We start from the raw sequence: 13331 nt of genomic DNA on the forward strand, positions 1-13331 counted from the left end.
GCCCGGCCACGGCGAACCCGCGGTCAAAAACACACAGGGCCCCGCACCGCCGAAGCGATGCGGGGCCCTGTCACGTGGGCCGGCGCGTCAGCCGGTGTTACGCAACCCCGCCGCCACACCGTTGACCGTGAGCAGCAAGGCGCGCGCGAGCAACGGATCAGGCTCCTGCCCCGCCGCCGCGGCATCCCGCTGCCGCTTCAGGAGCGCGACCTGAAGATACGAGATCGGGTCGAGGTACGCGTCGCGGATCGCGAAGGTCTGCTGGAGCGCCGGGTGGGAGTCGAGGAGTTCGTCCCCGCCGGTGATCCGCAGGACCTCGCGCACGGTCAGCTCGTGCTCCTCCTCGATCGTGTCGAAGACGTGCTTGAGCTCGTCCGGCACGAGCGTGTCGACATAGTGCCTGGCGATCCGCAGGTCCGTCTTGGCGAGGGTCATCTCGACGTTGGAGATGAAGTTGCGGAAGAAGTGCCAGTGCTCGTGCATCTCGTCGAGGACGGTGTCCAGACCGGCCTCGCGCAGCGCCTTGAGGCCCGAGCCGACGCCGAACCAGCCGGGGACGATCTGCCGCGACTGGGTCCAGCCGAAGACCCACGGGATGGCGCGCAGGCCGTCGAGCGAGACGCCCGAGCCGGGGCGTCGCGACGGCCGGGAGCCGAGGTGCAGGTCGGCGAGCTGGTCGACCGGGGTCGACGCGAGGAAGTACGTCGGCAGGTCCGGGTCCTCGACGAGGCGCCGGTACGCGGAGTGCGCGGCGTCCGAGACGACGTCCATGGCGGCGTCCCAGCGGGCGAGGGCCTCGTCGGACTGGCGCGGCGCGGTGTGCAGGGCGGAGGCCTGCAAGGTGGCCGCGACGGTCAGTTCCAGGTTCTCGCGGGCCAGGGACGGCACGAGGTACTTGTCGGAGATGACCTCACCCTGCTCGGTCACCTTGATCTCGCCCTCCAGGGTGCCCCAGGGCTGGGCGAGGATCGCGTCGTGGGACGGGCCGCCGCCGCGGCCGACGGTGCCGCCGCGGCCGTGGAAGAGGCGCAGCCGCACGCCGTAGCGGTGGGCGACGTCGCGCAGGCGTCGCTGCGCCCGGTGGATCTCCCACTGGCTCGTGGTGATGCCGCCGAACTTGGACGAGTCGGAGTAGCCGAGCATGACCTCCTGCACGTCGCCGCGGAGGGCGACGAGACGGCGGTACGACGGGTCGGCGAGCATCTCGTCGAGGATGACGTCGGCGGCGCGCAGCTCGTCGGTGGTCTCCAGGAGCGGCACGATGCCGATCTTCGCCCAGCCGGCGTGCAGGTCGATGAGCCCGGCCTCGCGGGCGAGGACGGCGGCGGCGAAGACGTCGTCGGCGCCCTGGCACATCGAAATGATGTACGACTCGATGACCTCGGGTCCGAAGACTTCGAGGGCCTTCTTGACGGTTTGGAAGACGCCGAGGGTCTTCTCGCCGGCGGCGTCCACGGGGGCCGGGGACGGGCCGAGCGGGCGCCGGGACCTGAGCTCCTTGGCGAGGAGCTTCTGGCGGTACTCGCGGGGCATGTCCGCGTAGCGCCAGGACTCCTCGCCGAGGCGGTCGAAGAGCTGGCCGAGGGCGTGGTGGTGGGCGTCCGCGTGCTCGCGTACGTCCATGGTGGCGAGCTGGAGGCCGAAGGCGGCCAGGGTGCGGATGGTGCGGTTCATCCGGCCGTCGGCGAAGAGGGCGCCCTTGTGCTCGCGCAGCGAGGTCTGGATGAGGGTGAGGTCCTCGAGGAGCTCGCTCGTGCCGAGGTAGTCGCGGCCCGGCTCGTGCGGGGTGCCCTTGGCCAGGCGCTGCTTGGTGTTCTCCAGCTTCTGCCGGATGCAGGTGGCCTTGAGGCGGTAGGGCTCCTCGGCGTTGAGGCGCTTGTAGCGGGGGCTGATCTCGGGCAGCCGCTCCAGGTCGCCCTGGAGGGAGGCCTTGAGCTCGTCGGTGGCTCCGGTGTAGCGGATCGAGTTGGAGAGGAAGCCGCGCAGCTCGTCGATCATGTCGAGCGCGTCGTTGATGCCGTGCTCGTGCTGGAGGATCAGGACGTCCCAGGTGACCTGGGGGGTCACGTTCGGGTTGCCGTCGCGGTCGCCGCCGATCCAGGTGCCGAAGCTGAGGGGGCGGGTGCCTTCGGGCAGCTGGACGCCGACGCGCTCCAGTTCGGCGGTGAGGTCTTCCAGTACGTCCCCGACGGCGCCGGCGTGCAGCTCGTCGAGGTAGTAGATGGCGTTGCGGGCCTCGTCGGCGGGTTCGGGGCGGACGACGCGGAGTTCGTCGGTCTGCCAGACGAGGTCGATGTTCTCGGCCAGTCGGGTGTCGTGGCGGCGCCGGTCGGACTCGATGACCGGGGTCTCCAGGAGCTCGGCGACACGGCGGAGCTTGTTGAGCACGGAGCGGCGGGCGGCCTCGGTGGGGTGCGCGGTGAAGACGGGGCGCACGTTGAGGTTCTGCACGGTCTGGCGCAGGTGCTCGGGGTCGGCGTCCTTGAGGCGGTCCGCGGTGCGGGAGAGGAGGCCGCCCTCGGCGGCGCGCCGGGCGCGCAGCTCGCGGCCGCGGTGGACCTGCTCGGTGACGTTCGCCAGATGGAAGTACGTGGAGAAGGCGCGGACCAGCTTGGCCGCGGTCTCCAGTTCCGTGCCGCCGAGGAGCTTGGCGGCGGCCTCGCCGTCCTCGCGCGTCAGACGGCGGACCTTCTCGACCAGTTCGAGGAGTTCGGGACCCTCCTGGCGTACGAGGGTCTCGCCGAGCAGGTCGCCGAGGCGGCGGATGTCGGCGCGCAGCTCGGCGCTGGCGGTGCTTGTGGCCTGCTGGCCCTGGTCGTCGGCACTGCTCACAGGTGCGGCTCCTTGCAGTGTTGAAGCGCTTCAAGACTGGGAGGGGTTTCCGTGGGAAACCGGGGAGATACAGAGCGGACCGCGCTGTCCGACCGTGTCCAAGGATAGGTGTCACTTCGGGCACAGAGCTCGCGGGCTCTTGCCCCGGAGCTCCGTCCTGCCATACTTACGTAGCCGTAGGTTACGGAACCGTAGGTAACGTGGTATCGCAGCCGTTGCAGGAACCGTGCCCGTGCACTACTCCCACCCCAGCCCTCGACCCCATAGGGGACGTGCCCATGACGACAACCTCCGATGCGTACTCCGACGCCGATGTGATCCAAGACGCTCCGCGGGCGACCGGCCCGGCCGGCTCGCCGCCCCCCGCGACGCTGGGCGGTGAGCGGAAGCGCTCGGTCGAACAGATCGCCCTGCTCCTCTTCATCACCGTCCCGTTCCTCGCCCTGGTCGCGGCGGTGCCGCTGGCCTGGGGCTGGGGGGTGAGCTGGCTGGACCTCGGCCTGCTCGTCTTCATGTACTTCCTGGGGTGCCACGGCATCACCATCGGCTTCCACCGCTATTTCACGCACGGCTCCTTCAAGGCGAAGCGGCCGCTGCGGATCGCGCTCGCGGTGGCCGGGTCGATGGCGGTGGAGGGTCCCGTGGTGCGCTGGGTGGCCGACCACCGCAAGCACCACAAGTTCTCGGACGCGGAGGGCGACCCGCACTCCCCGTGGCGCTTCGGCGAGACGCTCCCGGCCCTGATGAAGGGGCTGTGGTGGGCGCACATCGGCTGGATGTTCGACGAGGAGCGGACCTCGCAGGAGAAGTACGCCCCGGATCTGGTCAAGGACCCGGCGATCCGCCGCATCTCCCGGCAGTTCCTGCTGTGGACGATCGTGTCGCTGGCCATCCCGCCGGTGGTGGGCGGTCTGGTGACGATGTCGTGGTGGGGCGCCTTCACGGCGTTCTTCTGGGGCTCGCTGGTCCGCGTGTCGCTGCTGCACCACGTCACGTGGTCGATCAACTCGATCTGTCACGCGGTGGGCAAGCGGCCCTTCAAGTCGCGTGACCGCTCGGGCAACGTGTGGTGGCTCGCGGTGCTGTCCTGCGGCGAGTCCTGGCACAACCTCCACCACGCCGACCCGACGTCGGCGCGGCACGGCGTGATGAAGGGCCAGATCGATTCGTCGGCGCGGATCATCCGCTGGTGCGAGCGGCTCGGCTGGGCGTACGACGTGCGGTGGCCGTCGAAGTCGCGCATCGACTCCCGCCGCCAGCCGCAGGCCGCTGACGCGGCATGATGGACGACGTGGCGACCGACTCCAGCAATTCAAGCCCTGCCGGCAAAGAGAAGCAGCCCCGGCGCACCCGCCGGACCCGGATGACGGGTGCCGAGCGCCGGGAGCAGCTCCTCGACATCGGTCGCACGCTGTTCGCCGCCAAGGGGTTCGAGGGCACGTCGGTGGAGGAGATCGCCGCGAAGGCCGGCGTCTCCAAGCCCGTCGTGTACGAGCACTTCGGCGGCAAGGAGGGGCTTTACGCGGTCGTGGTGGACCGCGAGATGCGTCAGCTCCTGGACATGGTGACGGGGGCGCTCACCGCCGGGCACCCCCGGGAGCTCCTCGAACAGGCGGCGTTCGCCCTCCTCGACTACATCGAGACGTACACGGACGGTTTCCGCATCCTGGTCCGCGATTCGCCGGTGGCCCAGTCCACCGGCACCTTCGCCTCCCTGATCTCCGACATCGCGACGCAGGTGGAGGACATCCTGGGCCAGGAGTTCAAGGGCCGCGGCTTCGACCAGAAGCTGGCGCCGCTGTACGCGCAGGCGCTGGTCGGCATGGTCGCGCTGACGGGCCAGTGGTGGCTGGACGCGCGGAAGCCGAAGAAGGCGGAGGTGGCGGCGCATCTGGTCAATCTGGCGTGGCACGGTCTGGACGGTCTTGAGCCCAAGCCGCGCCTGATAGGTCACCGCAAGAGCTGAGGCCCATCGAGCTTTGGCCACACATTGACCACTAGATTAATGTCATGCACTCTTGGCGCATGACCGAGATTGCGATCAGCGCGGCCCGTGCACAACTCGGCGACCTGGTGCGCCGGGCCGCCCACAGCCGGGAGACCATCGCCCTCACCGACCACGGACACGTGGCCGCGCTGCTCGTCTCACCGCATGTCATAGAGGATCTGGAAGACGCTCTGGCACTCGCCGACTACCAGCGCCGCAAGGCGGAGGGCACCCTCGAGCCGGGTATCCCCATGGCCGAGGTGCGCAAGCGGCTGGGGCTCGAACGCCCGTGACCTACGAGATCCTCTTCGAGCCACACGCCCTCGATGCCGCGGCCCGGTTCCTGAAGGAGGACCCGAGCGGCCTCGCCGCGCTCCTGGACACCATCGACGGATTGGCTCACGATCCACGCCCAGTGGGCTCCAGAGCGTACGGATCGGCCGACCTTCGCCGCCTTCGCGTCGGCGATTACAGGGTTCTGTACATCATCGACGACACCGTCATCCGCATCCTCGTCACGCACCTCGGCCGCACGCCGTAGCCACCGCGAACACCCTGCGGAACGGGAACACCGTGCCGTGCTCAGTCGGCGGGTACGCCTTGCGCAGCAGTTCCCCGTACTCCGCGAGGAACGCCTCCGTCGCCGACGGGTCGTCGGCCAGGGCCGTCAGGACCGGGCGCAGGCCCGTGCCCTTGACCCAGTCGAGGACCGGGTCCTCACCCGTGAGGAGGTGCTGGTACGTCGTCTCCCAGGCGTCGACCTCGCAGCCGAGGTCCGCGAGGCGTGCCAGGTACGCCCCTGGCGAGAGCACCGCGTCCGCGTGGCGCAGGACGTCGCCGAGGCGGTCGCGCCAGCGCCGGGAGGCGGCGAGTTCCCGCATCAGGACATGGCTGGGGGCGTCGAAGTTGCCCGGGACCTGGAAGGCGAACGTGCCGCCGGGCACCAGGGCGGCGATCCAGGCGGGGAAGGAGTCGGGGTGGCCCGGCACCCACTGGAGGGTCGCGTTGGAGAGGATCAGGTCGTACGCCCCGGGGGCCGGGGTCCACTCCGTGGCGTCGGCCGGGGCGAAGTCGAGGCGGCCGCCCCCGGCGGTGGGGCCGGCGAGCCGGTCCGCGCGGGCCAGCATCTCCGGTGAGTTGTCGAACCCGGTGATGTGCGCGGTGGGCCACCGCTCGGCGAGGAGCCGGGTGACGGTGCCGGGCCCGCAGCCGAGGTCGGCGACGCGGGGCGGCCGCCCGTCGGCGGGGAGCTCGGGGACGCGGGCGAGGAGGTCGGCGAAGGGGCGGGACCGGTGGCCGGCGTGGCGCAGGTACTGGTGGGGGTCCCAGGTCGGGGTGGCTGCGGGCATGGGGCGGGCCTCCTCGGGTGACGGGGATCTGTCGCCATCCTGAACCCCAGATATCTTGACGTCAAGAGACTTCATGTCGACAGACCCCCTACACTGATCGTCATGGAGGACGAGGTCGATCGGCTGGTCGCAGCGTGGCGCCGGGAGCGCCCGGACCTCGACGTGGAACCACTCGAGGTGCTCAGCCGCGTGAGCAGGCTCGCGCGGCACCTGGACCGCGCCCGCAGACTCGCGTTCTCCGAGCACAATCTGGAGCCCTGGGAGTTCGACGTCCTGACGTCGCTGCGGCGCGCGGGCGCGCCCTACCAGCTCTCCCCCGGCCAGCTCCTGACCCAGACGCTCGTGACGTCCGGCACCATGACGAACCGCATCGACCGGCTCGCGAAGAAGGGCCTCGTGGAGCGCCTGCCCGACCCGAGCGACCGGCGCGGCGTCCTCGTGCGCCTCACCGCCGAGGGCCGGGACCGCGCGGACCAGGCCCTCGCGGGTCTGCTGGCGCAGGAGCGGGCGATCCTCGCCGAGCTCTCCCGCGCTCAGCGGGGTGAACTGGCCGGGTTGCTACGCCAGTTGACCGCCCCGTTCGACAACATCCCCGGCTAGGTCGGCCGGGCCGACGCCCGCGCGCCGGGCGAGCGCCACCGCGGCGAGGGTGGAGTGGACGCCCAGCTTCCCCAGCACGTTCTGCATGTGGGTGCGCACTGTGTGCGGGGAGAGGAAGAGGCGCTCGGCGACGGCCTTGCGGCCGAGGCCCGCCACCATGCAGCGCAGCACCTCGCGCTCGCGCGGGGTCAGGGACTCCACGAGGCGCTCGGACTCGGTGCGGTGCTTGCGGGCGGCGGTCAGCTCGCGCAGGACGCCGGTGAGCAGGGCCGGCGGCAGGTGCGTCTCGTCCCTGAGCACTCCCCGTATGACCGTGAGGAGGCGGGAGAGCGAGCAGTCCTTCGCCACCCAGCCCGAGGCCCCGGCCTGGAGCGCGAGGGCCGCGCGGCGCGGGTCGTCCTTCTCGGCGAGCACGACGGTGCGCACGGCGGGCTGGCCGGAGCGGACGCCCGCGACCAGGGAGATGCCGTCGACGAGCCCCTCCGCGCTGCCGTCCTGGACGGGGGCGGCGATCGGGGTCCCCCCTGCCCGGGCGACGCCGAGAGTCTGAGGGAGGGTGCCCTGCAACGCGCCCGCGGCGCTGCCGAGGTCGGCGTCGACGAGCAGCACGTCGTATCTGCGGCCTTCGGTGGCCGCCCGCTCCAGGCAGCGCAGCGCGGCGGGGCCGCTGCCGGCCGCGGACACGTCGACGTCGGGTTCGGCCGCGAGCGCGGCGGCCAGCGACTCGGCGAAGATGCGGTGGTCGTCGACGACCAGGACTCGAATGCGAACCACAGAAACCCCCTTCCCCGCGCTCCTGCGAGGAGCTGGGGATACGCCGTCATCGGAGAACGGCTGGTGCGGGTACGGCGCCCGGTACGGGGGATCGACGCAGCCGCACGGCCGCCGCCGTGCTGTGACCGCCACCCCCACGCCGGGCGTCGTACCCGACTGTCTCGCCCCCTGAATCAGTGCCGGCCCCCACCGGCACTGCCCTTCAGAGTAGGGCCGGACGCCGGGAGCGGAAGGCGATTTGCAGAACTGATTGGCCGGCGCGTTTATGGTGAGCCGTATGTTTCGTATTGAGACGGGAGTCGACAAAGAGCGGTTGGGTCTGCTTCGTTCACGGCTGCGCGAGACGAACACGGCGGCATCGCCCGAGCTCCGCGCCCTGCGCGGGACCCGCGACGACCTCGAAGTGCCGCTGGCAATCTGGGCGTTGGACGCGGGCGGCGGCCTCGCGGCGGGTCTCGCCGCGCACACCTGGGCGCGCTGGCTGCACGTGAACTACCTGTGGGTCGACGACCGCCACCGCGGCGCGGGCCTCGGCTCGCGTCTCCTGGCGGAGGCGGAGCGGGTGGCCCGCGAGGACCGCGGCTGCCTCAACTCCCGTGTCGAGACGTGGGACTTCCAGGCCCCGGGCTTCTACCGGAACCAGGGGTACGAGCTGGTGAGCGTGATCCCCGACTACCCCGAGGGCGTCAAGGAGTTCACGCTCACGAAGCGGCTGGCCTAGATCTCCCGGCGCGCCCCCGCCGACGCCACCGCCGGGAACACGCGCGGCGCCGTGTACCCCGCCGCGGCGAAGGCCTCCAGGACCGACTTCGTCACCGTGTCCTCGTCCGCCGACTCCACCAGGACGACCGCCGAGCCGCCGAAGCCGCCGCCGGTCATCCGGGCGCCGAGCGCGCCCGCCGCGTTCGCGGAGGTCACCACCAGGTCCAGCTCCGGGCAGGAGATGCGCAGGTCGTCACGGAGCGAGGCGTGGCCTTCGGTGAGGACGGGCCCGATCGCGCGGACGTCTCCGGCGTCCAGGAGCGCGATGACCCGCTCGACCCGATGGTCGTCCGACACGACGTGCCGGACGTAGCGACGGACCTTTTCATCTGTCAGTTTCGCGAGGGCTTCCGGGAGTTCCGCGTACTCGATGTCACGCAGGTGTGAGACTCCGAGCGCCCGCGCGCCCGCCTCGCATCCGGCGCGCCGCTCCGCGTACGCGCCGTCCCCGAGGGCGTGCTTCACGCGCGAGTCGACGACCAGGAGCTTCAGTCCCTGTGCCGCCAGGTCGAAGGGGACCTGGCGTAGGGAGAGGTCGCGGCAGTCCAGGTGCAGGGCGTGGCCCCCCGTGGCGCACGCGGATGCCATCTGGTCCATCACGCCGCACGGCACGCCGACGAAGGCGTTCTCGGCGCGCTGCGCGAGGACCGCCAACCGGGGTGCGTCGAGGCCGAGTTCGTACAGGTCGTTCAGGGCGAATGCCGTGACGACCTCCAGGGCGGCCGACGAGGACAGGCCCGCCCCGGTCGGCACGGTCGAGGCGAGGTGGAGGTCGGCACCTCCGGAGACGTCGTGGCCCGCGTCCCGCAGCGCCCAGACCACGCCCGCCGGGTAGGCGGCCCAGCCGCCCTGGCCGTACTGCGACAGGGGTGTCAGCTCGGCCACGCGCAGTTCGGCGACAGGGGCGTCGATGTCGGCCGAGTGGAGCCGCAGGACGCCGTCGGTGCGGCGCGCCACCGCCGCGACCGCGGTGTGCGGCAGCGCGAGCGGCAGCACGAAGCCCTCGTTGAAGTCCGTGTACTCGCCGATGAGGTTGACCCGGCCCGGGGCCGACCAGACCCCGGCCGGCTCGTACCCGTAGAGCTCCGCGAACTGCCGCGCTACGTCCATCAGTTATCCCTTGGTCCGGTGTTTCGGTCGGGCGGGTCAGCGCCGGGCGAACGCCCAGGCGTCGGCGACGATGCCCGCGAGGTCAGCGCGGGACGGCCGCCAGCCGAGCTTCTCGCGTGCGGTGGCGGCGGACGCGACGAGGACCGCCGGGTCGCCGCCGCGGCGCGGGGCGAGCACCTCGGGGATGGGGTGGCCCGTGACCTGGCGGACGGTCTCGATGACCTCGCGGACGGAGAAGCCGTTGCCGTTGCCGAGGTTGCAGATGAGGTGCTCGCCGGGGGTGGCGGCCTCGACGGCGAGGAGGTGCGCCTCGGCGAGGTCGGCGACGTGGATGTAGTCGCGGACGCAGGTCCCGTCGGGGGTCGGGTAGTCGTCGCCGAAGACGCTGATCGCCTCGCGCCTGCCCTGGGCGACCTGGAGGACCAGCGGGATGAGGTGCGACTCGGGGTCGTGGCGCTCGCCGCAGTCGCCGTACGCGCCCGCGACATTGAAGTAGCGCAGCGAGACGGCGGCCAGGCCGTGCGCGGCCGCCTCACCGGAGATCATGTGGTCGACGGCGAGCTTGGAGGCGCCGTAGGGGGAGGTGGGGGCGGTCGGGTCGGTCTCCGTGATGGGGGTGTTCACGGGCTCGCCGTACGTCGCGGCGGTGGAGGAGAAGACGAGCCTGCGCACACCGGCGTCGCGCATGGCGGCGAGGAGTGCCATGGTGCCGCCGACGTTGTTGTCCCAGTACTTCTCGGGCTTGACGACGGACTCGCCGACCTGCGAGAAGGCGGCGAAGTGCAGCACGGCGTCGTACGAGGAGTCCAGCCACTTGGCGGCATCCCGGATGTCGCCCTCGATGAAGGCGGCACCCGAGGGGACGCCCTCGCGGAAGCCGGTCGAGAGGTTGTCGAGGACCGTCACCTCGTGCCCGGCCTCGATCAGGTGCTGGGCCACCACGCTTCCCACGTAGCCCGCTCCACCGGTGACCAGGTACTTACCGCTCATGAACTCGCTACCTCTCGCAGTCGCTGGGCCGCGGCTTCCGGCGGCACGTCGTTGATGAACACGCTCATGCCGGATTCGGAACCCGCGAGGAACTTCAGCTTGCCCGAAGTGCGGCGAATCGTGAAAAGTTCGAGGTGCAGGGCGACATCATCACGATTGATCCCCTCATATCCGTCGAGCGCGCCGAACGGCGCCTGGTGCCAGGCGGAGATGTAGGGGGTCGGGGTCCGCCCCGTCTCCCCGGTGCCGAAGATCCGGTCGAAGCGCCGCAGGAGTTCCAGATAGAGCTGCGGGAATTCCGCGCGCGCCGCCTCGTCGAGTGCGAGCAGGTCGGGCACCCGGCGCTTGGGGTACAGGTGCACCTCGTAGGGCCAGTGCGCGGCGTACGGCACGAAGGCGATCCAGTGCTCGCCCTCCAGGACGACCCGCTCCCCCGCGCTCTCCTCGGCGACGATGTCGTCGAAGAGGTTCCGGCCGCCGGAGGCCTCCTTGAAGGCGGCGAGCGAGCGGAGCATCAGCGCCGTGCGCGGGGTGACGAAGGGGTACGCGTAGATCTGCCCGTGCGGATGGCCGAGGGTCACGCCGATCTCGGCGCCGCGGTTCTCGAAGCAGAACACCTGCTCGACGGAGGGCAGGTGGGAGAGCTCGGCGGTGCGGTCGGTCCAGGCCTCCAGGACGAGTCCGGCCTGCTCGGGGGTGAGGTCGGCGAAGGACGCGTCGTGGTCGGAGGTGAAGCAGACGACCTCGCAGCGGCCCGCGTCGCCGGCGAGCGAGGGGAAGCGGTTCTCGAAGACCACGACGTCGTACGCGGAGTCGGGGATCTCGCTGAGGCGGTTCCCGGCGGAGGGGCAGAGGGGGCACTCGTCGGCCGGCGGGTGGTAGGTGCGGCCTTGGCGGTGGGAGGCGATGGCCACGGAGTCGCCGAGGAGGGGGTCCCTGCGGATCTCCGACGCCGTCGATACGGGGTCGAGCGGGCGCCGGTCGACGGCCTCGCGGACCGCGTCGTCACGCGCGTCGTAGTAGATGAGCTCGCGACCGTCGGCGAGACGGGTCGAGGTCTTCTTCACGTGCGGGTCTCCTCACCACCAACCCAACAGAATCGAACACAAACAAACCACATCACGACAGGAGCGTCAACGCCCGATCACGATCAAACAAAGAACACCAACAGAACTGTTCAGTTATTGAAGCGAGAGGCGTAGGTTCCCGTCTGATCCGTTCGCGCAACGAAGCGAGTTCACATGCAGTCCCCCACAACAACTCTGGCCGAGGGGCTTCGGCTGCCCACCAACGGCCTCGACTACGCGATCCTGGCGATCTACTTCGCCGTGGTCCTCGGCATCGGCTTCGCCGCCCGGCGCTCCGTCAAGACCAGCCTCGACTTCTTCCTCTCGGGCCGCTCCCTGCCCGCCTGGGTCACGGGTCTCGCCTTCGTCGCCGCGAACCTGGGCGCCACCGAGATCCTGGGCATGGCCGCAACCGGCGCGCAGTACGGCGTCGCGGTCGTCCACTGGTACTGGATCGGCGCCATCCCGGCCATGGTCTTCCTCGGCCTGGTCATGATGCCGTTCTACTACCGCAGCAAGGTCCGCTCCGTCCCCGAGTTCCTGCTCCAGCGCTTCGACAGGTCGGCGCACCTGCTCAGCTCGGCGCTCTTCGCCTTCGCGGCGATCCTCATCGCGGGCGTGAACCTCTACGCCCTGTCGATCGTCGTCGAGGCGCTGCTCGGCTGGCCGCAGTGGGTGGCGATCGTCGTCGCGGGGCTCTTCGTGCTCGCGTACATCACCATCGGCGGTCTCTCCTCGGCGATCTACAACGAAGTGCTGCAGTTCTTCGTGATCCTCGCCGCGCTGATACCCATCTGCGTCATCGGCCTGAAGAAGGTCGGCGGCTGGGACGGCCTCACGGGCTCCATCGAGAACCAGCACGGCGACAACTTCATGACCGCCTGGGGCGGTACGGGCATCGGCGACGCCAACCCGCTCGGCGCCAACTGGCTGACGATCATCCTCGGCCTCGGCTTCGTGCTCTCCTTCGGCTACTGGACGACGAACTTCGCCGAGGTGCAGCGCGCGCTCTCCGCGAAGAACCTGAGCGCCGCCCAGCGCACCCCGCTCATCGCCGCCTTCCCGAAGATCTTCATCGTCTTCCTGGTGATGATCCCGGGCCTAGTCGCCGCCGTCCTCGTGCCGAAGATCGGCACACCGGGCTCCGACCTGACGTACAACGACGCGATCCCCTACCTGATGCAGGAGTTGCTGCCCAACGGCGTCCTCGGCATCGCGGTCACGGGTCTGCTCGCCGCGTTCATGGCGGGCATGGCGGCGAACGTCTCGTCCTTCAACACCGTGTTCACGTACGACATCTGGGCGAAGTACGTGGTCAAGGGCCGCGAGGACGGCTACTACCTGAACTTCGGGCGGCTCATCACGGCGATCGGCGTGCTCGCCTCGATCGGCACGGCGTTCATCGCGTCGAGCTTCTCGAACATCATGGGGTACCTCCAGACGCTGTTCTCCTTCTTCAACGTCCCGATGTTCGTCGTCTTCATCATCGGCATGTTCTGGAAGCGGGCTTCCATGAAGTCCGGTGTCTGGGGCCTGGTCGCGGGCACCACCGCGGCGATGGTCAACTACTTCTGGATCTACAAGCAGGGCGTCATCGACATCCCGACCGACCAGGGCGCCAACTTCGTCTCGGCGATCGTCGGCTTCGTCGCGGGCGCCGTCGTGATGGTCGTCGTCACGCTCTTCACCGCCCCCAAGCCGGAGGCCGAACTGGCCGGGCTCGTCTACGGCACGGCCTCGCCCGGCCTGGAGGACGAAGGGGCCGAGGCGGGCGACGACGCCTGGTACCGCAAGCCGGCCCTGCTCGGCTGGGGCGCCGTCGTCCTCGCCGCCGCCTGCTACCTGCCGTACTCGCTCTAG

The 13331-nt window shown here is 70.4% G+C and carries 13 protein-coding genes; 7 read left to right on the forward strand and 6 right to left on the reverse strand.

Annotation, left to right across the window (positions count from 1 at the left end; genetic code table 11):
• Nucleotides 1–87: 87 nt before the first annotated feature.
• Nucleotides 88–2832: a phosphoenolpyruvate carboxylase gene (ppc, locus tag ACZ7LU_RS33960; RefSeq protein WP_398303463.1), complete on the reverse strand. Its 2745-nt coding sequence runs from the start codon at nucleotides 2830–2832 to the stop codon at nucleotides 88–90.
• A 278-nt stretch (nucleotides 2833–3110) separates the two neighbouring features.
• On the opposite strand from ppc, the gene ACZ7LU_RS33965 reads away from it, so the two are divergent.
• Genes ACZ7LU_RS33965 through ACZ7LU_RS33980 form a run of 4 tightly spaced genes read left to right on the forward strand, consistent with a single transcriptional unit; the run spans nucleotide 3111 to nucleotide 5360 of the window.
• A complete protein-coding gene (locus ACZ7LU_RS33965) occupies nucleotides 3111–4115 on the forward strand; it encodes an acyl-CoA desaturase (RefSeq protein WP_398303461.1) in 1005 nt (334 codons plus the stop codon).
• The gene (locus tag ACZ7LU_RS33970; protein WP_398303459.1) at nucleotides 4112–4798 is read left to right on the forward strand and encodes a TetR/AcrR family transcriptional regulator; all 687 of its coding nucleotides are present in this window, start codon (nucleotides 4112–4114) and stop codon (nucleotides 4796–4798) included. Before ACZ7LU_RS33965 ends, ACZ7LU_RS33970 begins: the two co-directional genes overlap by 4 nt.
• A 59-nt stretch (nucleotides 4799–4857) precedes the next feature.
• On the forward strand, nucleotides 4858–5112 hold the full coding sequence (locus tag ACZ7LU_RS33975) for a type II toxin-antitoxin system Phd/YefM family antitoxin (protein WP_468304695.1): 255 nt from the start codon (nucleotides 4858–4860) through the stop codon (nucleotides 5110–5112).
• Nucleotides 5109–5360 carry a type II toxin-antitoxin system RelE family toxin gene (locus ACZ7LU_RS33980; RefSeq protein ID WP_468555813.1) on the forward strand — a complete coding sequence of 84 codons (252 nt, stop codon included), beginning with the start codon at nucleotides 5109–5111 and terminating at the stop codon, nucleotides 5358–5360. The genes ACZ7LU_RS33975 and ACZ7LU_RS33980 overlap by 4 nt, the downstream gene beginning before the upstream one ends.
• Here the strand turns inward: ACZ7LU_RS33980 and ACZ7LU_RS33985 are convergent.
• Nucleotides 5335–6168, reverse strand: coding sequence for a trans-aconitate 2-methyltransferase (locus ACZ7LU_RS33985; protein ID WP_471918924.1), 834 nt, complete (start codon nucleotides 6166–6168; stop codon nucleotides 5335–5337). The genes ACZ7LU_RS33980 and ACZ7LU_RS33985 overlap by 26 nt on opposite strands.
• Nucleotides 6169–6270: 102 nt before the next feature.
• Here ACZ7LU_RS33985 and tamR point away from each other — a divergent pair, with 102 nt between their 5' ends.
• Entirely contained in the window at nucleotides 6271–6768 is a 498-nt protein-coding gene (gene tamR, locus ACZ7LU_RS33990) for a MarR family transcriptional regulator TamR (RefSeq protein ID WP_125513240.1), read from the forward strand.
• On the opposite strand, the gene ACZ7LU_RS33995 is transcribed toward tamR, so the two are convergent.
• A complete protein-coding gene (locus ACZ7LU_RS33995; RefSeq protein WP_468087290.1) occupies nucleotides 6727–7542 on the reverse strand; it encodes a LuxR C-terminal-related transcriptional regulator in 816 nt (271 codons plus the stop codon). The two genes, tamR and ACZ7LU_RS33995, sit on opposite strands and share 42 nt — an antisense overlap.
• Nucleotides 7543–7807: 265 nt before the next feature.
• Between ACZ7LU_RS33995 and ACZ7LU_RS34000 the strand changes: the two genes are divergently transcribed.
• The gene (locus ACZ7LU_RS34000; RefSeq protein ID WP_471918925.1) at nucleotides 7808–8263 is read left to right on the forward strand and encodes a GNAT family N-acetyltransferase; all 456 of its coding nucleotides are present in this window, start codon (nucleotides 7808–7810) and stop codon (nucleotides 8261–8263) included.
• Here the strand turns inward: ACZ7LU_RS34000 and galK are convergent.
• The 3 genes from galK to galT are packed head-to-tail and all read right to left on the reverse strand — an operon-like array spanning nucleotide 8260 to nucleotide 11471.
• Nucleotides 8260–9414, reverse strand: a complete 1155-nt coding sequence (galK, locus tag ACZ7LU_RS34005; protein ID WP_471918926.1) for a galactokinase — start codon at nucleotides 9412–9414, stop codon at nucleotides 8260–8262. The genes ACZ7LU_RS34000 and galK overlap by 4 nt on opposite strands.
• Nucleotides 9415–9450: 36 nt before the next feature.
• On the reverse strand, nucleotides 9451–10404 hold the full coding sequence (gene galE / locus ACZ7LU_RS34010) for a UDP-glucose 4-epimerase GalE (protein ID WP_398303449.1): 954 nt from the start codon (nucleotides 10402–10404) through the stop codon (nucleotides 9451–9453).
• Nucleotides 10401–11471 carry a galactose-1-phosphate uridylyltransferase gene (gene galT / locus ACZ7LU_RS34015; protein ID WP_471918927.1) on the reverse strand — a complete coding sequence of 357 codons (1071 nt, stop codon included), beginning with the start codon at nucleotides 11469–11471 and terminating at the stop codon, nucleotides 10401–10403. Before galT ends, galE begins: the two co-directional genes overlap by 4 nt.
• 174 nt (nucleotides 11472–11645) lie before the next feature.
• Here galT and ACZ7LU_RS34020 point away from each other — a divergent pair, with 174 nt between their 5' ends.
• Nucleotides 11646–13331 (forward strand): sodium:solute symporter family protein, encoded by a 1686-nt coding sequence (locus ACZ7LU_RS34020; RefSeq protein ID WP_468087284.1) that lies wholly within the window; start codon nucleotides 11646–11648, stop codon nucleotides 13329–13331.

It is taken from the genome of Streptomyces sp. NPDC039462 (assembly GCF_055639375.1).

What these genes read in the sequence shown, in the direction of transcription:
- ACZ7LU_RS33965 (WP_398303461.1), top strand. Translation starts at nt 3,111, where the DNA reads ATGACGACAACCTCCGATGCGTACTCCGACGCCGATGTGATCCAAGAC.
- ACZ7LU_RS33985 (WP_471918924.1), bottom strand. Translation starts at nt 6,168, where the DNA reads ATGCCCGCAGCCACCCCGACCTGGGACCCCCACCAGTACCTGCGCCAC.
- ACZ7LU_RS33975 (WP_468304695.1), top strand. Translation starts at nt 4,858, where the DNA reads ATGACCGAGATTGCGATCAGCGCGGCCCGTGCACAACTCGGCGACCTG.
- ACZ7LU_RS34000 (WP_471918925.1), top strand. Translation starts at nt 7,808, where the DNA reads ATGGTGAGCCGTATGTTTCGTATTGAGACGGGAGTCGACAAAGAGCGG.
- galE (WP_398303449.1), bottom strand. Translation starts at nt 10,404, where the DNA reads ATGAGCGGTAAGTACCTGGTCACCGGTGGAGCGGGCTACGTGGGAAGC.
- ACZ7LU_RS34020 (WP_468087284.1), top strand. Translation starts at nt 11,646, where the DNA reads ATGCAGTCCCCCACAACAACTCTGGCCGAGGGGCTTCGGCTGCCCACC.
- ACZ7LU_RS33970 (WP_398303459.1), top strand. Translation starts at nt 4,112, where the DNA reads ATGATGGACGACGTGGCGACCGACTCCAGCAATTCAAGCCCTGCCGGC.
- tamR (WP_125513240.1), top strand. Translation starts at nt 6,271, where the DNA reads ATGGAGGACGAGGTCGATCGGCTGGTCGCAGCGTGGCGCCGGGAGCGC.
- galK (WP_471918926.1), bottom strand. Translation starts at nt 9,414, where the DNA reads ATGGACGTAGCGCGGCAGTTCGCGGAGCTCTACGGGTACGAGCCGGCC.